The sequence below is a fragment of the Pandoraea sp. SD6-2 genome (assembly GCF_000389825.1).
GTDB classification, from domain to species: domain Bacteria; phylum Pseudomonadota; class Gammaproteobacteria; order Burkholderiales; family Burkholderiaceae; genus Pandoraea; species Pandoraea communis.
Genome location: NZ_KB944423.1, coordinates 21,660 through 44,348, shown reverse-complemented (window position 1 = coordinate 44,348; position 22,689 = coordinate 21,660). Strand labels below are relative to the sequence as shown.

General features: G+C 60.5%; 22 protein-coding genes and 1 pseudogene. 17 read left to right on the top strand and 6 right to left on the bottom strand.

The window, feature by feature from the left end:
- Nucleotides 1-123: 123 nt before the first annotated feature.
- The 7 genes from C266_RS00230 (at nucleotide 124) to C266_RS00200 (ending at nucleotide 5,638) form a co-directional block, all read left to right on the top strand.
- On the top strand, nucleotides 124-588 hold the full coding sequence (locus tag C266_RS00230; RefSeq protein ID WP_051126094.1) for an OmpH family outer membrane protein: 465 nt from the start codon (nucleotides 124-126) through the stop codon (nucleotides 586-588).
- 14 nt (nucleotides 589-602) lie between these two features.
- On the top strand, nucleotides 603-1,673 hold the full coding sequence (gene lpxD, locus C266_RS00225) for a UDP-3-O-(3-hydroxymyristoyl)glucosamine N-acyltransferase (RefSeq protein WP_010803871.1): 1,071 nt from the start codon (nucleotides 603-605) through the stop codon (nucleotides 1,671-1,673).
- A complete protein-coding gene (gene fabZ / locus C266_RS00220; protein WP_010803872.1) occupies nucleotides 1,670-2,128 on the top strand; it encodes a 3-hydroxyacyl-ACP dehydratase FabZ in 459 nt (152 codons plus the stop codon). The genes lpxD and fabZ overlap by 4 nt, the downstream gene beginning before the upstream one ends.
- 17 nt (nucleotides 2,129-2,145) lie before the next feature.
- Nucleotides 2,146-2,937, top strand: coding sequence for an acyl-ACP--UDP-N-acetylglucosamine O-acyltransferase (gene lpxA, locus C266_RS00215; RefSeq protein ID WP_010803873.1), 792 nt, complete (start codon nucleotides 2,146-2,148; stop codon nucleotides 2,935-2,937).
- 3 nt (nucleotides 2,938-2,940) lie between these two features.
- The gene (lpxB, locus tag C266_RS00210) at nucleotides 2,941-4,116 is read left to right on the top strand and encodes a lipid-A-disaccharide synthase (RefSeq protein ID WP_036660868.1); all 1,176 of its coding nucleotides are present in this window, start codon (nucleotides 2,941-2,943) and stop codon (nucleotides 4,114-4,116) included.
- A 110-nt stretch (nucleotides 4,117-4,226) separates the two neighbouring features.
- Nucleotides 4,227-4,862 carry a ribonuclease HII gene (gene rnhB / locus C266_RS00205; RefSeq protein ID WP_051126093.1) on the top strand — a complete coding sequence of 212 codons (636 nt, stop codon included), beginning with the start codon at nucleotides 4,227-4,229 and terminating at the stop codon, nucleotides 4,860-4,862.
- Entirely contained in the window at nucleotides 4,859-5,638 is a 780-nt protein-coding gene (locus tag C266_RS00200; protein WP_010803876.1) for an RNA methyltransferase, read from the top strand. The genes rnhB and C266_RS00200 overlap by 4 nt, the downstream gene beginning before the upstream one ends.
- Nucleotides 5,639-5,733: 95 nt before the next feature.
- On the opposite strand, the gene C266_RS00195 is transcribed toward C266_RS00200, so the two are convergent.
- On the bottom strand, nucleotides 5,734-6,579 hold the full coding sequence (locus tag C266_RS00195) for a pyruvate, water dikinase regulatory protein (protein WP_010803877.1): 846 nt from the start codon (nucleotides 6,577-6,579) through the stop codon (nucleotides 5,734-5,736).
- A gap of 298 nt (nucleotides 6,580-6,877) precedes the next feature.
- On the opposite strand from C266_RS00195, the gene ppsA reads away from it, so the two are divergent.
- The 3 genes from ppsA to C266_RS00180 all read left to right on the top strand — a co-directional run bounded on the left by ppsA (nucleotide 6,878) and on the right by C266_RS00180 (nucleotide 11,027).
- Nucleotides 6,878-9,268 carry a phosphoenolpyruvate synthase gene (gene ppsA, locus C266_RS00190; RefSeq protein WP_010803878.1) on the top strand — a complete coding sequence of 797 codons (2,391 nt, stop codon included), beginning with the start codon at nucleotides 6,878-6,880 and terminating at the stop codon, nucleotides 9,266-9,268.
- Nucleotides 9,269-9,423: 155 nt separating this feature from the next.
- Nucleotides 9,424-9,858, top strand: coding sequence for an NfeD family protein (locus tag C266_RS00185; protein WP_010803879.1), 435 nt, complete (start codon nucleotides 9,424-9,426; stop codon nucleotides 9,856-9,858).
- A 185-nt stretch (nucleotides 9,859-10,043) separates the two neighbouring features.
- Nucleotides 10,044-11,027: an SPFH domain-containing protein gene (locus C266_RS00180; RefSeq protein ID WP_010803880.1), complete on the top strand. Its 984-nt coding sequence runs from the start codon at nucleotides 10,044-10,046 to the stop codon at nucleotides 11,025-11,027.
- A 43-nt stretch (nucleotides 11,028-11,070) separates the two neighbouring features.
- Here the strand turns inward: C266_RS00180 and C266_RS00175 are convergent, their stop codons facing one another.
- Nucleotides 11,071-12,399: an IS4 family transposase gene (locus tag C266_RS00175; RefSeq protein WP_036660865.1), complete on the bottom strand. Its 1,329-nt coding sequence runs from the start codon at nucleotides 12,397-12,399 to the stop codon at nucleotides 11,071-11,073.
- Nucleotides 12,400-12,570: 171 nt separating this feature from the next.
- Nucleotides 12,571-13,020: pseudogene (gene smpB, locus C266_RS00170) on the bottom strand (SsrA-binding protein SmpB); the annotation flags it as partial.
- A gap of 154 nt (nucleotides 13,021-13,174) precedes the next feature.
- On the opposite strand from smpB, the gene C266_RS00165 reads away from it, so the two are divergent.
- The gene (locus C266_RS00165; protein WP_010803883.1) at nucleotides 13,175-13,609 is read left to right on the top strand and encodes a type II toxin-antitoxin system RatA family toxin; all 435 of its coding nucleotides are present in this window, start codon (nucleotides 13,175-13,177) and stop codon (nucleotides 13,607-13,609) included.
- On the top strand, nucleotides 13,599-13,934 hold the full coding sequence (locus C266_RS00160) for an RnfH family protein (RefSeq protein ID WP_010803884.1): 336 nt from the start codon (nucleotides 13,599-13,601) through the stop codon (nucleotides 13,932-13,934). The genes C266_RS00165 and C266_RS00160 overlap by 11 nt, the downstream gene beginning before the upstream one ends.
- Nucleotides 13,935-13,964: 30 nt before the next feature.
- Here the strand turns inward: C266_RS00160 and C266_RS00155 are convergent, their stop codons facing one another.
- Nucleotides 13,965-14,894, bottom strand: coding sequence for a DMT family transporter (locus C266_RS00155; protein WP_010803885.1), 930 nt, complete (start codon nucleotides 14,892-14,894; stop codon nucleotides 13,965-13,967).
- Nucleotides 14,895-15,178: 284 nt separating this feature from the next.
- On the opposite strand from C266_RS00155, the gene guaB reads away from it, so the two are divergent.
- The 4 genes from guaB to C266_RS27980 all read left to right on the top strand — a co-directional run bounded on the left by guaB (nucleotide 15,179) and on the right by C266_RS27980 (nucleotide 20,261).
- The gene (gene guaB, locus C266_RS00150) at nucleotides 15,179-16,639 is read left to right on the top strand and encodes an IMP dehydrogenase (RefSeq protein ID WP_010803886.1); all 1,461 of its coding nucleotides are present in this window, start codon (nucleotides 15,179-15,181) and stop codon (nucleotides 16,637-16,639) included.
- Nucleotides 16,640-16,645: 6 nt separating this feature from the next.
- Complete coding sequence (locus tag C266_RS00145) at nucleotides 16,646-17,338, top strand: hypothetical protein (RefSeq protein WP_010803887.1); 693 nt, start codon at nucleotides 16,646-16,648, stop codon at nucleotides 17,336-17,338.
- On the top strand, nucleotides 17,313-18,896 hold the full coding sequence (gene guaA, locus C266_RS00140) for a glutamine-hydrolyzing GMP synthase (RefSeq protein ID WP_010803888.1): 1,584 nt from the start codon (nucleotides 17,313-17,315) through the stop codon (nucleotides 18,894-18,896). Before C266_RS00145 ends, guaA begins: the two co-directional genes overlap by 26 nt.
- A gap of 171 nt (nucleotides 18,897-19,067) precedes the next feature.
- On the top strand, nucleotides 19,068-20,261 hold the full coding sequence (locus C266_RS27980; RefSeq protein WP_010803889.1) for a serine hydrolase: 1,194 nt from the start codon (nucleotides 19,068-19,070) through the stop codon (nucleotides 20,259-20,261).
- A 135-nt stretch (nucleotides 20,262-20,396) separates the two neighbouring features.
- Here the strand turns inward: C266_RS27980 and C266_RS00130 are convergent, their stop codons facing one another.
- Both C266_RS00130 and C266_RS00125 read right to left on the bottom strand, forming a co-directional pair.
- Nucleotides 20,397-21,116, bottom strand: a complete 720-nt coding sequence (locus C266_RS00130; protein WP_010803890.1) for a peptidase E — start codon at nucleotides 21,114-21,116, stop codon at nucleotides 20,397-20,399.
- A 205-nt stretch (nucleotides 21,117-21,321) separates the two neighbouring features.
- Nucleotides 21,322-21,675 carry a helix-turn-helix domain-containing protein gene (locus C266_RS00125; RefSeq protein ID WP_010803891.1) on the bottom strand — a complete coding sequence of 118 codons (354 nt, stop codon included), beginning with the start codon at nucleotides 21,673-21,675 and terminating at the stop codon, nucleotides 21,322-21,324.
- 91 nt (nucleotides 21,676-21,766) lie between these two features.
- On the opposite strand from C266_RS00125, the gene C266_RS00120 reads away from it, so the two are divergent.
- On the top strand, nucleotides 21,767-22,516 hold the full coding sequence (locus tag C266_RS00120) for an SDR family NAD(P)-dependent oxidoreductase (protein WP_036660861.1): 750 nt from the start codon (nucleotides 21,767-21,769) through the stop codon (nucleotides 22,514-22,516).
- Nucleotides 22,517-22,689: the final 173 nt, after the last annotated feature.

The following is a 22,689-nucleotide window of genomic DNA, read 5'->3' as shown; positions in this document are numbered from 1 at the left end:
GACGGCACATCGACCGGTTCCGAACGTTTCATCGTTGTAAGGGGTAATACATTGAACGGTATCCGTAAGCATTGCCTTCGCGGCGTCGCCGCGGCGTTGCTGGCTGGCGCGGCATTTGCCGCCATGGCTCAGGATGCGCGCATCGCCGCTGTCAACTCGGATCGCATTCTTCGCGATTCGGCGCCGGCCAAGGCCGCACAAGCCAAGCTCGAAGCCGAGTTCTCCAAGCGGGACGCGGATCTGCAGGCGATGGCGCAACGTCTCAAGGCGATGTCGGACAAGCTCGACAAGGACAACCCGACGTTGTCCGACACCGAGCGTGCCAAGCGTCAGCGTGATCTGGCTGCCGCCGACACTGAGTTCCAGCGCAAGCAACGCGAGTTTCGTGAGGACCTGAATCAGCGTCGCAACGAAGAACTCGCAGCCGTGCTTGATCGCGCCAACCGTGTCATCAAGCAGATTGCGGAAGTGGACAAGTACGATCTGATCGTGCAGGAGGCGGTCTACGTGAGTCCGCGTATCGACATTACCGACAAAGTGCTCAAGACGCTGAACGCAAGTTCGGGCAGCGGCACTGGCGGCAAGTGACGGGCGCGTCGTCCATGCCGGCGTTGCCGTCGGTGTCGCTGGCTCAATTGGTCGCTCGCTTCGGCGGCGACCTCGTGGGTGACGGCGATGTCGCGGTCGATGGTCTGGCACCGCTCGATCGCGCGAGCGCCAAGCAACTCGCGTTCCTGTCCAATCCGTTGTATCTCGCCGAAGTGCCCAATTCGGGCGCGGCGGCTGTGATTCTCTCCAAAGCCGACTTCGACAAGCTGCCGTCGCATGAAGGGCGTGCGTGGATCATCGCGCCGAATCCTTATGCGTACTTTGCGCGCGTGGCTCAGATGTTCGCGCAAGCTGCGGCACCTGTGCCGCCTGCCGGTATTCATCCGAGCGCAGTCGTCGATCCGACGGCCGTGGTGCCGGCGTCGTGCGTTATCGGTCCGAATGTCGTGATCGAGGCGGGGGCGCGTCTGGGTGAGCGGGTTCGTCTGGTGGCGAACGTGTTCGTCGGTCGCGGCACGACGTTGGGTGACGACGTGCTCGTCTATCCGAATGCCACGCTGTACCACACGAGCGTGATTGGCGCGCGTTGCGTGATTCACGCGGGTGCGGTGATCGGCTCGGACGGTTTCGGATTTGCGCCCGACTTCTCTGCCAATGGCGGTGAGTGGGTAAAGATTCCTCAGGTGGGACGTGCGGTGATCGAGGACGACGTCGAAATCGGCGCGTCGACCTCCATCGATCGCGGCGCGATGGCCGATACGGTGATCGAGCGCGGTTGCAAGATCGATAATCAGGTGCAGATCGCGCATAACGTGCGCGTGGGGGCCTACACGGTGATTGCCGCATGTACGGGCATCGCCGGCAGCAGTACCATCGGGAAATTCTGCATGCTGGGCGGCGCCGTGGGCGTGGCCGGGCATGTGACAATTGGCGACCGGGTCATCGTGACGGCCAAGTCGGGGGTGTCGAAGTCGATTCCTGGCCCGGGCACCTATACCAGCGCGTTTCCGGCCATCCCGAATGCCGAATGGAACAAAAACGCGGCCATCATGCGTAATCTGGACAAGATGCGCGACCGCGTGCGTCAACTTGAAGCGAAGGTCAAAGACCTGCAGGACAAATGAGCGAGACCACTATTACCATCGACATCCACAAGATCATGAAGCTGCTGCCGCATCGGTACCCGATGCTGATGGTGGACCGCGTGATCGGCCTGGAGCCGCACAAGAACATCAAGGTCATCAAGAACGTTACGATCAATGAGCCGTACTTCACGGGCCATTATCCGCAACGTCCGGTGATGCCGGGCGTGCTGATCGTCGAAGCGCTGGCGCAAGCCGCTGCGCTGCTCACGTTCTCGGAAGAGGCGGTGCACGACGAGAACACGCTTTACTACTTCGTGGGTATCGAGAGCGTTCGCTTCAAGCGTCCGGTCGAGCCGGGTGACCAACTCGTGCTCGACGTCGATTTCCTGAGCGAGCGCCGCGGCTTCTACAAGTTCAAGGGCAAGGCGCTGGTAGACGGCAAGATCGCGGCGGAAGCCGAGTTCATGTGCATGGTCAAGAAGAACGGCGAATAACCGGAATCGAGATGCTCATGACCCATATTCATCCCACCGCAGTCGTCGATCCGAAGGCGCAACTCGCTGAGGACGTTGCCGTCGGTCCCTACGCAATTGTCGGGCCGAATGTGACGATCGGCGCCGGCACGCAGATTCTTGCGCATACGATTGTCGACGGCCATACAACGCTGGGCGAGGGCAACAAGATCGGCCCGTTCGCGTCGATCGGCGGTAGCCCGCAGGATATGAAGTACGCTGGCGAGCCGACGAAGCTTGTCATTGGCGATCGCAACACGATCCGCGAATTCACGACCATCCACACCGGTACGGTGCAGGACGGTGGCTTGACCGGTGTCGGCAACGACAACTGGATCATGGCCTACGTGCACATCGCTCACGACTGCCACGTGGGCAACCACACGGTGTTTTCGAGCAATGCGCAACTGGCCGGCCACGTACAAGTCGGTGACTGGGCAATCATTGGTGGCATGACCGGTGTGCATCAGTTCGTGCGCATTGGTGCGCATTCGATGGTGGGCGGGGCTTCGGTACTCGTGCAAGACGTGCCGCCGTTCGTGATTGCGTCGGGCGACCGCGCGGTGCCTTATGGCATCAATGTCGAGGGGCTGCGTCGCCGTAACTTCACCGCCGATGCCATTACCGCGCTGCGTCACGCGTATAAGCTGCTCTACAAGAGCGGTTTGACGCTCGACGAAGCGAAGGTGCAGATCGAGGCCTTTGGCAACGCAGGTGCGCCGGATGTCTTCGACGCCGTGCGCTCGCTGCTCGATTTTCTCAACACTGGCACGCGCGGTATCGTGCGCTAATCTATGCCGCCGACCCTTCCCGGCGCCGGCCAGCGAACCCTGGCGATGGTGGCCGGGGAGCTGTCTGGCGATCTCATTGCCGGCAACGTCCTTGCCGGTCTCAAGCAGAGTCTTCCGGCCGGCATCGCGTACGCGGGTGTCGGTGGTCCGCATATGGCGGAGGAGGGCTTCGACGCCTATTGGCCGATCGACAAGCTCTCCGTCATGGGCTATGTCGAAGTCATCAAGCATCTGCGAGAGATTCTCTCGATTCGCAAGCAACTTCGCGAGCGTTGGCTGGCGGACAAGCCGCTGGCATTCGTGGGCTTCGACGCGCCAGACTTCAATTTCGATCTCGAAATCAAGCTGCGCGAAGCGGGCATTCCCACGATCCATTTCGTGAGCCCGTCGATCTGGGCTTGGCGAGGTGGGCGCATCAAGAAGATCAAGCGCGCGGTCGATCATATGCTGTGCCTGTTCCCGTTCGAGCCGGAAATTTATCACCGGGCGGGTATCGATGCGACGTTCGTCGGCCATCCGATGGCCGACAAGATTCCAATGGTGCCCGACGTCGCCGGTGCGAGGGCCAAGCTGGCGCTCCAGGGAGATGGCCCGGTCGTCGCCATCCTGCCGGGCAGCCGGACATCCGAGGTGCAACGTCTCGCGCCGGTGTTTTTCGCGGCGATGCGTTTGCTGGCCAGGCGCGACCCGTCGATTCGCTTCGTCCTCCCGGCCGCGACGCCGCGTCTGCGCGTGCTGATGCAACCGATTCTGGACGCCCACAGCGATCTCAATCTGACCGTGACCGATGGTCGAGCGCCCCTTGCCCTGGAGGCCGCAGATAGCGTGCTACTTGCCAGCGGAACGGCTACGCTGGAAGCAGCGCTGTACAAGAAGCCGATGGTCATCTCGTATAAAGTGCCTTGGCTGACGGCGCAGATCATGAAGCGTCAGGGATATCTGCCGTACGTCGGGTTGCCGAATATCCTGTCGGGCGAGTTCGTCGTGCCGGAGTTGCTGCAGCATTTTGCGACCCCTGAAGCCCTCGCCGACGCCGTCTGGAAGCAATTGACTGACCCGGCGTTGCGTGAATCCTTGCAGGCGCGCTTCACGAAGATTCATGAACAACTGCGCCAGAACACGGCGGCGCGTTCGGCCGAAGTCATCGAGCGCGTGTTGCGTGAGAAAGGGCGGATATGAGCGAGGAAGTCAAAGTGCGCCGTGTCGCGCGTAAAGTCTCATCGGGCGAAAGCAGTGCGCCCGGCGCTGGCAGGCCGCGTACCCGTGCCGCCAAAGCGGCGCTGCCGCAGATGGCGTTCGACCTGTTTGCCGATGTAGCCGCCGATCTGACCTGTGGCGTGGACGAAGTCGGGCGCGGGCCGCTGGCCGGGCCCGTCGTGACGGCAGCGGTAATTCTCGATCCGTCGCGTCCGATCAAGGGCTTGGCCGATTCGAAGAAGCTCACGGCCCAGCGTCGTGAGGCGCTCTATGAGGAGATCGTCGAACGCGCGCTCGCGTATTGCATTGCCGAGGCGAGCGTGGCGGAGATCGATTCTCTGAATATCCTCCATGCGACGATGCTCGCGATGCAGCGTGCCGTGAATGGTCTGTCGCGCGTGCCGACGCTGGCGCTGATCGACGGCAATCGCTGTCCCGTGCTGCCGATGCGTGCCGAGGCCGTTATCAAAGGCGACGATACGGTGCCTGCGATTTCGGCGGCGTCGATTCTTGCGAAGGTCACGCGCGACCGTCAGTTGGTCGCCCTGCACGAAGAATTCCCGCAATACGGTTTCGACGAACACGTCGGTTATGGCACGCCGCGCCATCTGGAGGCGCTTCGCCAGCACGGCCCCAGCCCGCATCATCGCCAGTCCTTCGCGCCGGTTCGAGAGGCGTTTGAAGTCTTTGGCGTGCTTACTGTTTCTCGCCTGGCGCGTTCGTCATGAAGCTCATCAGTTCCAAAGACAATCCGTTCTACAAGCGCCTGAAGCAACTGGCACAGTCGAACCAGCAGCGGCGCAAGCTCGGTCAGACATTGCTCGAAGGCGTGCATCTGGCCGACGCTTATCTCGGCGCGCTGGGGCAACCGCTCGTTTGCGTGGCAGCGGAACCGGCGCTTGAGAACGATGAAGTCGCACAGATCTGGACGAGGGTAGAGGCCGAGCGTCGCGTGTGTTTGCCGCAGGCACTCTTCGAGCCGCTGTCGACGCTCGTCAACGGCGTGCCGCTACTGTTCGTCGTGGAGGTGCCCTCGGGGCATCTGCCGACGTCGCAAAAGACGGACTGCATCATCCTGGATGCGGTGCAGGATGCAGGTAATGTGGGTTCGATTCTCCGCAGTGCAGCGGCCGCGGGCGTTCGCGACGTGTATTGTATGTCGGGCACAGCGCTCGCCTGGTCGAGCAAGGTGCTGCGTGCCGGAATGGGCGCGCATTTCTCCCTGAATATCGTGGAGCATTGCACGCCGGATTCGCTCGCGCCGCGTCTGTCGGTGCCGTTGCTGGCGACGAGTTTGCAGGCGAGCACATCGCTGTACGAGCAGGATTTACGCGCACCTGTGGCATGGGTCTTCGGCAATGAAGGTGCCGGCGTATCGCCACATTGGCTCGAGCGCGTGCAGACGCCGATCCGTATTCCGCAGCCGGGCGGTATGGAGTCGCTCAACGTGGCGGCGTGCGCGGCCATCTGCCTGTTCGAAGCGGTGCGTCAACGACTGTCCTGAGCGGGTTCGCGAGTGTGCGTGGTGCAAACAAAAAGGGACGCCGATGGCCTCCCTTTTGTCATCAGCGCAGCCGCAAATCGCACGGCTGAAAGACGTCAATAGACGTCACGCTCCAGTTTGATTTCCTGCAGAATGGTCGTGGCGATTTCTTCGATCGACTTGTGCGTCGACGACAGCCATTTGATCCCTTCGCGGCGCATCATCGCCTCGGCCTCGTTGACCTCGTAGCGGCAATTTTCCAGCGACGCGTACTTGCTGCCCGGACGGCGCTCGTTGCGAATCTCCGAGAGCCGTTGCGGATCGATGGACAACCCGAAGATCTTGTCCTTGTACTGGTCGAGCGTAGAAGGCAGCTTTTCGCGCTCGAAGTCTTCCGGGATCAACGGATAGTTTGCGGCCTTCACGCCGTATTGCATGGCGAGATAGAGCGTGGTCGGCGTCTTGCCGCTGCGCGATACGCCTACGAGGATCACGTCGGCGCTTTGCAGATTCTTGTTGGACTGACCGTCGTCGTGCGCGAGCGAGAAGTTCACCGCCTCGATCCGGTTCTTGTAAGCCTCGCTGTCGGCGTTCTGGTGAACGCGGCCGATGGCATGCATCGACTTGAGGCCCAACTCCACCTCGAGCGGTTCGATGAACGTCTGGAACATATCGAGAATCACGCCGTGGCAATTGCGCAGAATCTCGTTGGCCCGCGCGTCGACGAGTGTGCTGAAAATGATCGGCCGGACATTCTCCGTTCGATACATTTCATTGATCCGTTGTGCCGTTTCATAGGCTTTATCGACGGAATCCACGAACGGAACGCGAATCTGACGGAAACGCATTTCGAATTGTGCGAGGATCGAATGCGCGAACGTTTCGGCGGTAATCCCGGTGCCGTCGGACACGATGAAGACCGGGCGTGCGGCAACCGGTGTGGCCGCTGCGGCGGGGGACATAGGGGAATTTCCGGTAGTCGAGGAGTCGCTCATGCGCAGAATCGCAAATTGGTGCATTGCACGGTAGAATAGCGGCAACTTGTTGGATAAGCAATTGTGCAACCATCGCGCGCTGCCCGGCCTCAGGCCCGTCTGGCGGGGCGCAGCGGGCAATTCCGATGGTTCGATGCAGGTCGTCGGGTGCTAGCCCCTGGTTCTCGACGCAGCCAAAGCGCGATTTCTTATCCAACAGGTCGATCGGTCCACGTCAGTCCCAACCGATCCTCCGAGAATTTTTTTTCTTACCTTAGGGGCTTTTATGACTAACGCAGCACACGACGGCGCCTACGTGGTGCCGTTTGAGCATCTGCGCATGACCGACGTCGAGTCGGTCGGCGGCAAGAATGCATCGCTTGGCGAAATGATCAGCCAACTGGCCAGCGCCGGCGTGCGCGTGCCGGGTGGTTTCGCCACGACGTCTTTCGCCTTCCGCGAGTTTCTCCACCACAACAATCTGACCGAGCGCGTTGCCCAACGCCTCGAGGGCCTGGACGTGGATAACGTCAAGGCGCTCGCGGAAGCCGGTGCCGAAATCCGTCAGTGGATCGTCGACGCACCGCTGCAGCCGCAACTCGAGAAGGAGATCCGCGAGCAGTTCGCGCGCATCGCAGACGGCCAGCCGGACGCCTCGTTCGCCGTGCGTTCGTCGGCAACCGCCGAAGATCTGCCGGACGCCTCGTTCGCCGGTCAGCAGGAAAGCTACCTGAACGTGGTCGGTATCGAAGACGTGCTTGATCGTATGAAGCACGTCTTCGCCTCGCTGTACAACGACCGTGCCATCTCGTATCGCGTTCACAAGGGCTTCACGCACGCCGAAGTGGCGTTGTCGGCCGGTGTGCAGCGCATGGTTCGCTCGGACTGCGGCGCGTCGGGTGTGATGTTCACGATCGACACCGAGTCGGGTTTCCAGGACGTCGTCTTCATCACGGCCAGCTACGGCCTGGGTGAGACGGTCGTGCAGGGCGCCGTGAACCCGGACGAGTTCTACGTTTTCAAGCCGACGCTCAAGGCGGGCAAGTACCCCATTATTCGCCGCACGCTTGGCTCGAAGCTCCTCAAAATGGAATTCACGCAACCGGGCGAGCCGGGCCGCGTGAAGACCATCGATGTGCCGATGGAGCTGCGTAACCGTTACTCGATCACCGACGACGATTGTGTCGAACTGGCCAAGTTCGCGCTGATCATCGAGAAGCACTACGGTCGTCCGATGGACATCGAGTGGGGCAAGGACGGCAAGGACGGCAAGATCTACATCCTGCAAGCGCGCCCCGAGACGGTCAAGAGCCAGGCCGTCGGCAAGGTTGAGCAACGCTTCAAGCTCAAGGGCGATGCCCCGGTGCTGACGAGGGGCCGAGCCATCGGTCAGAAGATCGGTGCAGGTCCGGTGCGCGTGATCATGGACCCGAGCGAGATGGAGCGTGTGCAGCCGGGCGACGTGCTGGTGGCCGACATGACCGACCCGAACTGGGAGCCGGTGATGAAGCGTGCATCGGCCATCGTGACCAACCGTGGCGGCCGTACCTGCCACGCGGCGATTATCGCGCGTGAGCTGGGTGTGCCGGCAGTGGTCGGCTGTGGCGACGCGACCGACGTGCTCAAGGATGGCGCGCTCGTGACCGTCTCCTGCGCCGAAGGCGACGAAGGCAAGATTTACGACGGTCTGCTCGAGACCGAAATCACCGAGATCCAGCGCGGCGAAATGCCGAAGATCCCGGTGAAGATCATGATGAACGTGGGCAACCCGCAACTCGCCTTCGACTTCGCGCAACTGCCGAACGAAGGGGTAGGCCTGGCGCGTCTGGAATTCATCATTAACAACAACATCGGTGTGCACCCGCGCGCGATTCTCGAGTACCCGAACATCGACGCCGACCTGAAGAAGGCGGTCGAATCGGTGGCGCGTGGTCATGCATCGCCGCGCGCGTTCTATGTCGACAAGCTGGCCGAAGGCATTGCCACGATCGCCGCAGCCTTCTATCCGAAGAGCGTGATCGTGCGTCTGTCGGACTTCAAGTCCAACGAGTACAAGAAGCTCATCGGCGGTTCGCGTTACGAGCCGGACGAAGAAAACCCGATGCTGGGTTTCCGCGGTGCTTCGCGTTATATCTCGGAAGACTTCGCCGAAGCGTTCGAGATGGAATGCCGTGCACTCAAGCGCGTGCGTGACGAAATGGGTCTGACCAACGTCGAGATCATGGTGCCGTTCGTGCGTACGCTGGGTCAGGCCGAGCGTGTGGTCAACATGCTGGCTGGCTACGGTCTGAAGCGTGGCGAGAACGGTCTGAAGCTGGTGATGATGTGCGAAGTGCCGTCGAACGCCATTCTGGCCGACGAGTTCCTCGAGTTCTTCGACGGCTTCTCGATCGGTTCGAACGACCTGACGCAGCTCACGCTGGGTCTGGATCGCGATTCGGGCATGGAACTGCTGGCCAAGGACTTCGACGAACGTGACCCGGCCGTGAAGTTCATGCTTACCCGCGCGATCAAGGCGTGCCTGTCGAAGGGCAAGTACGTCGGCATCTGCGGTCAGGGCCCGTCGGACCATCCGGATCTGGCCGAATGGCTGGCGAAGGAAGGCATTGCTTCTATGTCGCTCAACCCGGATACGGTCATCGAAACGTGGCAACAACTCGCCAAGCTGGCGAAGTAATCGTCACGATCACGACCTGAGTTGGGACGCGTCCGAGCGGCATCTCGGACGCGACCGAAAGGCAGCGCAGTCCTTGGGATGCGAGCGCCGGCCGGTTGGTTTCGTGCTATAAACCCCGGTAATACACCGGGGTTTTTTTATGTCTGGGAGTTGTGATGGAGCAAGCTTGGCTTTGGTTCGGCGTTGCCGGATTGACCGTGGTGCTGGAGCTGGCAAGCGGAACGTTCTATCTCCTGATGGTGGCGCTCGGAATGACGGCTGGCGGCATCGCGGCGGTATTACGCATCGATTGGCCGCTGCAGCTGGTGATCGCAGCAGTGGTGGCCGGCGTGGCCGTCTGGTTCCTGCGTCGCAGCCGGTTTGGCCGGCGGCGCATCAAGGTTGACGCAACGGCAGATCCCAACACCAATCTGGACATCGGGCAGCAATTGCATGTCGAGGCGTGGCAGGCTGACGGCCGCGCACGGGCGATGTACCGCGGCGCCGAGTGGGACGTCGAGCTAATGCCCGGTGAGACCGCAGATGCAGGTTGGTTTGTCATCCGGGAGGTGCGTGGCAGCCGATTGTTCGTTGCCCACGTGACGGTGTGATTGCGGGACGACTTCAGTCCATGCATCCACGTGAGAGTTAGGCATTACCTCATTACCCGCTAGGGGATAGCTCATTTTCGAGCTTCTACGTCGCATCGGGTCTGTGTTCCGTTACGATGCATGGCCTGCCATCGCGGGTGACGGGGAACCAGCCTGCCGTAATGGCGGGCGCTTCAGGGGGAAACATGTTCGATCTATCCAACGTCGCGTTTATTGTTTTTATCATCGCCGTGGTCATTGCGGCGCGTTCGATCAAGATCGTGCCGCAGCAGCATGCGTGGGTGATCGAGCGTCTCGGTAAATATCATGCGACCCTCACGCCGGGGCTCTCGATTGTCGTGCCGTTCGTGGATCGCGTGGCCTATAAGCATTTGCTCAAGGAAGTGCCGCTCGACGTACCGAGTCAGGTTTGTATCACCAAGGACAACACGCAGTTGCAAGTCGACGGGATTCTGTACTTTCAGGTGACCGATGCGATGAAGGCATCGTACGGCTCAAGCAACTACGTCGTGGCCATCACGCAACTTGCGCAAACGACACTGCGTAGCGTGATCGGCAGGCTTGAACTCGACAAGACGTTTGAAGAGCGCGCGTTCATCAACCACAGCGTGGTCAATGCGCTTGATGAAGCAGCGTCGAACTGGGGGGTGAAGGTGCTGCGTTACGAGATCAAGGATCTCACTCCGCCGAAAGAGATTCTGCACGCCATGCAGGCGCAGATCACAGCCGAGCGTGAGAAGCGTGCACTGATCGCGGCATCGGAAGGGAAGCGGCAGGAGCAGATCAACCTGGCAACCGGCGCACGCGAAGCGGCTATCCAGAAGTCCGAAGGTGAGCGTCAGGCGGCAATCAATCGGGCGCAAGGTGAGGCGTCGGCCATTCTGGCGGTGGCAGAGGCGAACGCCGAGGCCATTCAAAAGGTTGGGACGGCGATTCAGACGCAGGGCGGCATGGAAGCTGTCAACCTCAAGGTGGCCGAGCAATACGTCAATGCGTTCGGTAACCTCGCCAAAACGAACAACACGCTGATCGTGCCGGGCAATCTCACGGATTTGAGCGGCATGATTGCTTCGGCGCTCAAGATCGTGCGCGGCACCGAAGGGGGATCGATCCCGGGAGGTGATGGCGGCGGTGTTGGTGGCTTCGGTAATTCGACTCCCCGGCGCTAAACTGGCGCAACAATGAAAAACGGCCCAGATGGGCTAATGCCGTTCAGTTAAGCGATTTTTTGAGGAATCGCACGGTATATTTCGAGGGTCTTGCTTTGACGGCTCGGGGGCATCGTCTCCCGGGCCGTTTTTGTATAGTGCATTCGAGTAGGCGCTGATGCATGGAAGCGAGCCACGCAGGCAGTTTTGCCAGAGCGCGAGTCCTGGCCGCCCACCAAAGTTCGTGTTGCATGGCATGCAGGGCGCGGATAAAGCTGATATCGGTGGGAGCGATTTTCCCTGTGCGTGCCGCAGCAGCCATCTCGACTCGAATCAGGTTATAGCCGATCAGCGCGCCCCAAATCTCTTGGTAGATCCCGTCAACAGTACGGCTTCTGAGGGTCAGGGCAGAGCCGAGCATGACCTGCTTGAGTTCGCGGTAGCTTGTCTCTATTTCCCAGCGCCGCTGGTAAAGCTTCTCGATATCACTGGCTCGCCACTGCGTGCGCTCGCTCAATGAGGTGAGCAATACCCGCTCACGGCCATGCGCATCGACGCCGGTGATGCACCGCGCCTGCCACGTCTCGCCCAGTTCAGGGCACTTCTTTCGAGCTTGGGGCGAGACTCGCATTCGCACAATCTGGTCGCGAGGGCTGCCCGACACCCGTTCCCATTGCGTATTGCAACGTGCTGGAATCACAAAGTGCCGCTGCTCGCCGTTTGCACGCAAGGCGCAGAGGATTTCCGCGCTTAAAAAACCCTTGTCGAACACCGTGATCGAGTGATTGGGCACATCGGAGATTAACGACTTGGCATACAGCATCTCGTTGGTACCGTAGGGACCAAAGCGCACAGCCCCCACAAGATGCGAAGGCAAAGACGTCAGGCTCACGGCCCGGACTTGCGGGGAGCTTGCCACGCGGTCGTTTTTGTAGATTTGTGCGCCGAAGTGCTCACGGTTTTCCGGGCTATCGGCCGCGCGCAGTGTGGTGCCGTCGATGGCCCACAGCGAAAGCCCTTTGAGTGAGTAATGACGGGATTGCTGCCCAATCCACGCGCAGGCGCTAATCTGAAATAGACTCTGCATCGGCGCTTGGCCGCAACGCTGGCGTGCTTGCGTGACAGCGCTTTTGCTCAAACAAGCCGAGTCGGAAGGTGACAGGACCAGCCCTAGGTCATGCACAACCTCATCGATTGAAGTCGACCGATAGATTGCCAGAGCAATGACAAGCCACAGCACCCGATCAGCGGGCAGGCGCCTGCGTCGCAGACTGGCCGTGCCCGTAGTCGAGAGTGCCTGATGAATCCACTCGTACGGCAAATGCTCAGCCAGCCGACTATAGTCGGCTGGTTCAGATATTCCAACAAGACAGGTGAGGTGTTCTCCAAGCATAGAGCATCACCCTACCGACGATGCCGTAGCTCTACTTTCGACTATCTGCCCTCAGATATAAAAATGCCGTTCAGTGGCTTAACTGAACGGCATTAGCCCAGATGGGCCGTTTTCTTTGGGTGGTTGGCAAACGTGTTGGCTGTATCGCGCGCACCATGCCGATGCCGCGCCTCAGGTGGGCGTGCGCATCAAACGTGCTTTTTCGCGATCCCAGTCGCGCTTCTTTTCCGTCTCGCGCTTGTCGTGAAGCTTCTTGCCCTTGGCTAGCCCGATCTCGCATTTCACCAGACCTTTGCTGTAGTGCAGGTTGATGGGAACGAGCGTGTATCCGCGTTGCTCCACCTTGCCGATGAGTTTCTTGATTTCGTCGGCTTTCAGCAGAAGCTTGCGGGTGCGCACGGGGTCGGGCTTGATGTGCGTCGACGCGGTCTGCAGCGGGCTGATGTGCGTGCCGATCAGGAAGATCTCGCCATTCTTGATGACGACATAACCCTCCTTGATCTGCGCCCGCCCGGCGCGAATTGCCTTGACTTCCCACCCCTCGAGCGCGATCCCGGCTTCGTATCGCTCCTCGATGAAGTAATCGAAGAAGGCCTTCTTGTTGTCAATGATGCTCATGGATCCTTGGCGGGTAACTTGGTCGGACCCGGTGAGTCGGGCTCGGGTAAAATAGCGATTTTAACAAAGAGTCTCGGCAAGAGGCGGCTTGCGACGCGCGGGGGTCGATACAGCATCGATCGCAGGCGTGTCGTGCGAACACCTCGCCCGACAGACGATGGCCGAAGTCAGTAAAACCGTTCTCGTGCATTTCTCCGATGAGCAGATGTACGACCTGGTGACCAATGTCGCCGATTACCCCAAATTCCTGCCCTGGTGCGGTGGTGTCGAGATTCGGCATCAGGACGAGCACAGCATGGAGGCGTCGCTGATGATTGACTTCAAGGGTCTGAAGCATTCATTCGCGACGCGCAATATTCAGACGCGTCCGGACTCCATTCAAATGACGTTCGTCGAAGGACCCTTCAAGCGTTTTCACGGCACGTGGAAGTTCACCGCGCTGCGCGAGAACGCCTGCAAGATCGAGTTTGGCCTTCACTACGAATTTGCGAATTTTCTGCTTGAGAAGGTCATCGGGCCGGTGTTCAGTCACATTGCCAATACGTTCGTCGACGCGTTCGTCAAGCGCGCGGAGGCCGTGTATGTCGAGTGAGCTGAATGTCGAAGTCTGCTATGCGCTGCCTGACGAGCAGACGATCATTCCGTTGACGTTGCCGCAAGGCGCCACAATGCGTGATGCGATCGAGCGTAGCGGCGTGCTGCAACGCTTTCCCGAGCTGGATCTCGCGCGCATGAAAGCGGGCGTCTTCGGCAAGGTGCGAGCGCTCGACGCCGTAGTGGAAGCGGGCGATCGCGTCGAGATCTACCGCGTGCTCAAGGCTGACCCCAAGGTGGCGCGTCAGCGACGTGTCGAGAAGGTGCGTAACGAAGGAAGCCGGGAAGGGCAGAAGTGGCTGGGGAGCCGTCGCGGGAGCTAGGCCGGCGACAGACTTCCGATTCTGCACCGGTCAGTGTGTCGATCCCCGCGAATGTAGCCGTACCGACGCGCTGACGCCCGCGAGCAGCAGCACGATGGCCGCGAGTTCCAGCAGACGCGGTACGCGCTGTTCGTAAATGAAGCCGTAGATCAGCGCGAACAGCGTTTCAAACACGATCATCTGGCCCGACAGGGTCAGGGGCAGCCGCCGGCTCGCCGCATTCCAGAACGCGTTGCCGATAGTCGATGCGCCTATCGCTACCGCGATATTCACGATCAGGAACATTTGCCAGTCGCGCGGCACGTCGGTCGCTGCCGGGTGTGGCAGCAACACGGCCGGGATAGCCAGCGCCAAGGCCAGAACGCCAGTGGCGACGCCCGTCAGCAACGACCATTCCTGACTCGTGAAGTGCCCGAATTGCGCCAGATAGCGGGCATTGGCCACGGCATACCAGGTCCAGCTCACCAGAGCGCCGACGGCGCAGGCGATGCCTGCGAGCGTCAGCCGCCAGTCCCCGCCACTTGCCGAGGCATGGGCGAACACGTCGACATTGATGCAGACGATACCCGCGGCCACCAGTGCCAACGGGCCCGCCAGACGGGACAGGGGCATCGCGCCGTGATCGCGGCTGCCGACCAGCGTGACCGTCACGGGCAGCACGCCAACGATCAGCGATGCGGGGGCGATGCCGGCCATCTGCACGGCACCTGCGAGGAACAGGTAATAGATGAGGTTGCCGACCAGACTTAGCCGGAATAACGCGCGCCAGTCATGGCCTGAGACGGTATGTCGCAGGCGCGCCCAGAGCGGTGCGAGCAGTACGGCTGACACCAGCCCGTAAAGCACGTAACGGGCAGCCGACAGTTCCAGCGGCGAGAAGCCGGGCAGCAGGCGAGGGGCCAGAAAGACCAGTCCCCACAATGCGCCCGCCGCCAATCCGAAAGAAATGCCTTGCCCCATGAAGTTCGTGCCCGTGGTTCGTGGTATCGAGATGCCGGTGATCCGTGCCGCCCGGTGCGCCGGTTGTGCCGGTCAGGGCGGTGCAGGAAGGGCGCAAGAATAGCATGGGGCCGGAGCGTGCCGATTGTGAAATCCGGCATTCGGCGGGCCAAGGCGCCGACCCATAAGGGGGTGAAACATACGCGAGTCGTCTCTCGGGGAAAAAGCCCCTTGACATGTGGGGCACACGTTCCATGCAACTCGCGATTTCTGTATAATTCGATTTTGCGCCTATAGGATTTGCCATGCGTCTGATCCAAAAAGCACTCACTTTCGATGACGTGCTCCTCGTCCCGGCGTACTCCGCCGTTCTCCCGCGCGACACCAAGCTGAAAACCAAGCTCACGCGCAACATCGTCCTGAACATGCCTTTGCTGTCGGCCGCCATGGATACGGTGACCGAAGCGCGTCTGGCCATTGCCATGGCACAACAGGGCGGTATCGGCATTATTCACAAGAATCTCAAGCCGGCCGAGCAGGCGCGGGAAGTCTCGAAGGTCAAGCGATTTGAGTCGGGCGTTCTGCGTGACCCGATCACGATTCCGCCGCACATGAAGGTTCGCGACGTGATCGCGCTGTCGCGCCAGCATGGCATTTCCGGTTTCCCGGTCGTCGAGGGCGCACAGCTCATCGGGATCGTGACCAACCGCGACCTGCGTTTCGAGAGCCGTCTGGATGAGCCGGTGCGCGCGATCATGACGCCGAAGGAGAAGCTCATCACCGTGCGCGAAGGCGCGTCGCCGGCCGACGCCGAGCAACTGATGCACAGCCACCGTCTGGAGCGCGTGCTGGTCGTCAACGACGCTTTCGAGCTGCGTGGCCTGATGACGGTCAAGGACATCATGAAGGCGACCGAGCACCCGCTCGCGAGCAAAGACGAGCACGGCAAGCTGCGCGTTGGCGCGGCAGTGGGTGTGGGGCCGGACAATGAAGAGCGCGTCGAGTTGCTGGTGGCTGCCGGCGTCGACGTGATCGTGGTCGATACGGCTCATGGCCATAGCCAGGGCGTGCTCGACCGCGTGCAGTGGGTCAAAAAGCATTTCCCGCAGATTGAAGTGGTGGGAGGCAACATCGCCACGGCGGGGGCTGCGCGGGCCCTGATGGAACACGGTGCAGATGCGGTCAAGGTCGGTATCGGCCCGGGCTCGATCTGCACGACGCGTATCGTGGCCGGTGTCGGTGTGCCGCAGATCACGGCAATCGCCAATGTGGCCGAAGCCCTCGAAGGTACGGGTGTTCCGCTGATTGCCGACGGCGGCATTCGCTACTCGGGCGACATCGCCAAGGCGCTGGCCGCAGGGGCGCACACGGTGATGATGGGCAGCATGTTCTCCGGCACGGAAGAGGCGCCGGGCGAAGTGTTCCTGTATCAGGGCCGTTCGTACAAGAGCTACCGCGGCATGGGTTCGGTGGGCGCGATGAAGGACGGGGCTGCTGACCGTTACTTCCAGGATCCTGCGAACAACGCCGACAAGCTGGTGCCGGAAGGTATTGAAGGCCGTGTGGCCTACAAGGGCAGCGTGAACGCCATTCTCCATCAGTTGACCGGCGGTATCCGCTCGTCGATGGGGTATCTGGGTTGCCAGACGATCGAAGAACTGCACAAGAACGCCGAGTTTGTTCAAATTACGGCTGCTGGCATGCGCGAATCGCATGTGCACGATGTTCAGATCATGAAGGAAGCCCCCAACTACCACGTGGAGTAATCGCCCATGAAGGCCATGTTGCGTACGGTACTGTTCCTCGATGCGGCGCTGAATCTGGCACTCGGTGTGCTGCTGATCGCGTCGTTCTGGTCATCGCTGTACGCGGCCATTGAAGTGCCCGCACCATCGCCCGTGCTCTATGCGCAGGCGCTTGGTGTAGCCTTCATCGGCGTGGCCTGGCTGCAATGGCACGCCACCGTGAACGGCCAGTTGACGGCGACTGTTGCGAAAGTGACGGGGCATATCAATTGGGTGATCGGTGCGTTCGTGCTGGGCTGGCTGATCTCCGGCCAACTGGCGGTGACGGGGGGCGGCAAGTTGTTGATGCCGGCGCTTGGTGCTGTCCTGTTGGTGGTGGGTGCCATTCTCGTCAAGCTGGCGTCGAGCGTGCGCACGAAAGAGCGCGTGCAGGCGGTGCAGCATGCCGGCGGACGAGTGCGTGGGGGTGCCGTGAGCGACACCCGGCGCAACGCACCGTACGATGACGCGGATGCCCGGGCTCTCGACGATGCCCGAGGCACGCGCGCTGAGCCGCGCATGGAGACGCCTGGGGGCGGCTCCACCTCCGTCAACACTACGCCGGTCGCGCCTGTGGGCAGCACCGGTACTGTCACGCCCGTGCCTTCCGCCACGGCGCCGACGTCCAACGAATCCACTTCTTCCGTACCTCACGATGCACGACAAAATCCTCATTCTTGACTTCGGCTCGCAAGTCACCCAGCTCATCGGCCGCCGCGTTCGCGAAGCGCACGTCTACTGCGAGATCCACCCGAACGACGTTTCGGACGAGTTCATTCGCGAATTCAATCCGAAGGCCGTCATTCTGTCGGGTAGCCACGCGAGCACATATGAGGATCAGGATCTGCGTGCCCCGCAGGCGGTGTGGGATCTGGGTGTGCCGGTGTTGGGCATTTGCTACGGCATGTTCGCGATGACGGTCCAACTGGGCGGTCAGGTCGAGGCGAGCAACCATCGCGAGTTCGGTTACGCCGAGGTGCGTGCGCATGCGCATACGCCGCTGCTCGAGGGCCTTGAGGATTTCCGTACGACCGAAGGTCACGGCATGCTCAAGGTGTGGATGAGTCACGGTGACAAGGTCACGCAATTGCCGCCGGGCTTTGCGCTGATGGCGTCGACGCCGAGCTGCCCGATTGCCGGTATGGCCGACGTGGTGCGCAACTACTACGCAGTGCAGTTCCACCCGGAAGTCACGCATACGGTGAAGGGCCGCGAGTTGCTCGAGCGTTTCGTGCTGCAGATTGCCGGCGCGAAGCCGGACTGGATCATGCGCGACCACATCGAGGAAGCCGTCAAGGCGATTCGCGAGCAAGTGGGCGACGAAGAAGTGATTCTGGGGCTGTCGGGCGGTGTGGATTCGAGCGTTGCGGCGGCGCTGATTCATCGCGCTATTGGTGATCAACTGACGTGTGTGTTTGTCGATCACGGTCTGCTGCGCCTGAATGAAGGCAAGATGGTGATGGAGATGTTCCAGGGGCGTCTGCACGCGAAGGTCGTGCATGTCGACGCCGCTGAGCAGTTCATGGGCCATCTGACGGGGGTGACCGATCCGGAGCAGAAGCGCAAGATCATCGGCCGCGAATTTGTCGAAGTGTTCCAGGCCGAAGCGAAGAAGCTGAAGAACGCGAAGTGGCTGGCGCAGGGCACGATTTATCCGGACGTGATCGAGTCGGGTGGCGCGAAGACGAAGAAGGCGACGACGATCAAGAGCCACCATAACGTTGGTGGCCTGCCGGAGACGCTGGGGCTGAAGCTGCTTGAGCCGCTGCGCGACCTGTTCAAGGACGAAGTGCGCGAGCTGGGCGTGGCGCTGGGCCTGCCGCATGACATGGTCTATCGTCACCCGTTCCCGGGGCCGGGGCTGGGCGTACGGATTCTGGGTGAAGTGAAGCGCGACTACGCTGACCTGCTGCGTCGCGCCGATGCCATCTTCATTGAAGAGTTGCGCAACACGGTCGAGCCGAACAGCGGTAAGACGTGGTACGAACTGACGAGCCAGGCGTTCGCGGTATTCCTGCCGGTCAAGAGCGTGGGTGTGATGGGCGATGGCCGCACGTATGAATGGGTCGTGGCACTGCGCGCCGTGCAGACGCAAGACTTCATGACGGCGCACTGGGCACACTTGCCGCATGACCTGCTTGGCAAGGTCTCGAACCGCATCATCAACGAGGTTCGTGGTTTGAACCGCGTTGTTTATGACATCTCGGGCAAGCCACCGGCAACGATTGAGTGGGAGTAATTCGGCGTCCGGCACCGGCCGGCATCCGCTGGTAGTAAAACACACCTAAGCCCGCGATTTTGCGGGCTTTTTTGCATCCCTGTTTGGCAATGGCTGGTGTCTTCCGGCACCCTTAAGCACGTTTTCCTTACGCTCAGATCATGGTATTTGTACCGAATCTGAACACCGATCATGCTGACCGATACCAAGCTGCGCAACCTCAAGCCGAAGGACAAGCGGTACAAAGTGAACGACCGCGATGGCCTCTATGTTTGCCGAACGTCCGATCTTGGCCGAGCCGAGGCGAACTACGCCGGAAGGCTTCGCTGGCGTCGCAACCGGTACAATTCGGGGAAAAAAATGCTGATGCGTGAACCGATGACCGACCTCAGCCGATTTCTGGCAGAAGCGACTGCCAGCGGCAAGATTCCTGGCGTATCGCTTGCCGCTCTTCGTGCGGGGACGAGAAGTGCCGAACATTACTTCGGCGTTCGCGGTACGCACGACCGCGCCGGTGTCGATGCGGCGACCGTCTTTGAGGCTGCGTCTCTCACCAAACCGCTTGTCGCCTACATCGCGCTCCAGCTTGTCGAAGAAGGGCTGCTGGATCTGCAAAAACCCCTGTTCGACATCTGTGGAGAGTACGTATCAGGCGACTCGAATTCTCTGCGAATAACGCCTCTTCATGTGCTGACACACACGAGTGGTCTTCCGAATATTGTCAGCGACAAAGCTCCACTTCGCACATATTTCATCCCCGGCGAGCGGTTCAGCTACGGCAGCAGCGCGTTTGCATGGCTTCAGCGCGCGATGGAGGCCGTCAGCGCACGCCCACTAGAAATGTTGGCGCGAGAGCGCGTATTTGAACCGTTGGGCATGCGTCATTCGAGCCTGGAGTGGCAGGAGCGCTTCGCGGTCAACCATGCGCAGGGCCATGAATGGGAAGGCCAGCCGGTACCTAAGCGTCGTGTTCAAACGGCGCAGGCCTCGTGGTCGCTTCTGACGACAGCATCCGACTACATCAGCTTTGTTCAGCATGTACTGGCTCGCCAAGGCTTGGCGGCCACGAGCTACGATCAATGGTTCATGCCGCGCATCAATGCGCGGCAAGGCGACGACGCAGAAGACCTTGTCGGTCAGAACCCGCCTGATCCGAACGTTGCCTGGGGATTGGGTTGGGGTCTCGAACCCTTCCAAGGTTGCTTCTTTCACTGGGGAAACAACCCGGGATTCCGGGCGCTTGTTCTCGCCAATCGGGCGACTCAGGATGCGGTCGTCTGGTTCGCCAATTCGGCCCGAGGAATGAGGCTGATACATACCGTCGTACCGGAAGCTGTTCCCGGCGAGCATCCCGCCGTCGAATGGCTTCGGATCGGTAGCTTGTGATCCATTGTCACGGGCGTAGAACGACCGAAACCGGCAACCCCATCCTGACACGATGGGTTCGCCGACACGGGTGATTAAAGTCGACCCTGAGCGGTGCCCCGGCAAATATCCACAACGACCATTGGATCGTTGGCGTTATCGGCCAATTCGTTTGGCCGGCAACGCGGTCTCGATCACCGTCTCGTGTTCGCGATAGACTTGATACGCGGTTGCTCCCTCTCGCCAGGAGAGCACGCTGTCGACGGAGGTACTCATGTACAGAGCGGCCGCAAAGTCATCAATGGCAATTGATGGTGGGACCGCATCTGCTTTTTGTGCGGCGTGCAGCGTCTCGCGTCTCTTTGGATCGCTGCTGTAGTGAACAGCGCAGCCACCGGGCAGCAAACCCAGGCAGTCGAGCGGACGATAAGCTGCTCCCCAAAACGAATCGGTCAAACCGGCCTCGTACCAACACATCGCGCCCGCACTCACGCCTGCGAGCAGCACGCCGTTCTCCCACGCCTCTCGTAGAACCGTATCAAGCCCCCATTCGCGCCAGACAGCCAGTGCAGATTTTGTATTTCCACCGCCTACATAAATGGCGTCCTGCTCAAGCAGCCGTGCGCGGAAATCGGCGGTAAGAATCGACCTCGAGTCGGGTTGCCGAAAGAACGCAAGATGAGACGTCTCGCAGTCCATATCGCCGTAGGCGGCGTGAAACTTGTGGAGATGCTCGGGCAGGTCTCCGCTTGGCGTGGCCAGGTAGCAGATACGTGGTCGCGCCTGTCCTGTGAGACCAACGATATGCCTGTCAATGGGTGATGGTGTGTGTTCCATCATAAAGCCGCCACCACCTATGGCAAGGATACGTCGCATGGATGCTCCGGTCGTTGATCGTCGGTCGTCGCGCAAATCCGTTAGGCGGCGTTCATAACCGGCCGTTCAATTGGCGGCTTTCCGACAGAATCCTGCCGGCGGCCCTTCAATTATGATCGCTTCAACGAGAGCTAAATATGATCAGGATGTCGTTTAGTGTCAGGAGATTTGTCGCCCATGACCCCCTGCGCCCCTGTCATCCGTGTCAAGCTGATGTCGACTGAGCTTCCTTTTGCGACTCGGTAATCCGCGACCGGTTTTCGTCGCCCCACGCGCAAAGCGGTTTCAGCGCTATTGCCAAAGAGTGACCAAATGGGGTCATTTCGTAGTCCACCTTGGGCGGCACCGTCTGATAGTCCCGACGAATGACGACCCCGTCGTCCGCAAGCTCTCGCAACTGCTGAATCAGGACCTTCTCGCTGATACCTGTTACGAGCCGCTTCAGCTCACCAAATCGACGAGGGCCATGGTTGAGATGGAATAAAACGAGGGGCTTCCACTTGCCGCCGATAATCGTCAACGCCACCTCTAACCCGCAACTGTCTGAACGCAGTTCCATCAAAAAACCTCATACTTACCTTTAGGTAGGTACTATCTTATCAGAGTGTGCTGTTCCATAATCCGACCTCGAACGTAACTGGAGTGTCGAAATGGGTAGGCTTACAGGTAAGGTTGCATTGGTCACTGGGGCGAACAGCGGTATCGGACTCGCAATCGCAAAGCGCTTTGTGGCGGAGGGCGCGCGTGTTTTCATGACCGGCCGTCGTCAGCAAGCGCTGGACAAGGCAGTCGCAGAGGTCGGCGGTGACGCTCGTGGCGTCCAGGGGGACGTATCAAACCTTGCAGACCTCGACCGCCTCTACGCGATCATTAAGGAAGAAGCGGGTGTCATCGATGTCCTCGTTGCGAACGCTGGCGGTGGCGAGTTCGCCGCACTCGGCAACATCACCGAAGAGCATTTTGACAAGACATTCGCGACTAACGTAAAAGGAACGCTCTTCACGGTGCAGAAGGCCTTGCCGCTGCTCAAGGATGGGGCATCTGTCATCCTCACGGGCTCGACGGCAGCCGTCACTGGCATCCCGGCATTTAGCGTCTACAGTGCGAGCAAGGCGGCCGTCCGTAACTTCGCACGCGGCTGGATTCTGGACCTCGCGCCGCGCAAGATTCGCGTGAACGTACTTGCGCCCGGGTCGACTTCGACACCCGGTTGGCACGACCTTGCGCCGTCGAATGACGTACACGAAGGCATGGTGAGCTCGGTTGAGGCGACGACCCCGCTAGGACGCTTGGCATACCCCGACGAAACCGCGAGTGCTGCACTATTTCTGGCATCCGATGAGAGTAGTTTCGTCAACGGCAGCGAACTGTTTGTCGACGGCGGCTCGGCTCAGATTTGATTTGCGTCTGCGGTGGGTGGGGGCGGACGAAAACTTGGACTACCTGGAGGTCGTTCATGTACTCGTATGAAGAGCGTCTTCGAGCGGTTCGCCTTTATCTAGAGTTGGAAACCGGCCTCAGATGGTTTTCAATGATTTAACACCGGGTGAATCTTCCCGAAAACACAGCCTTC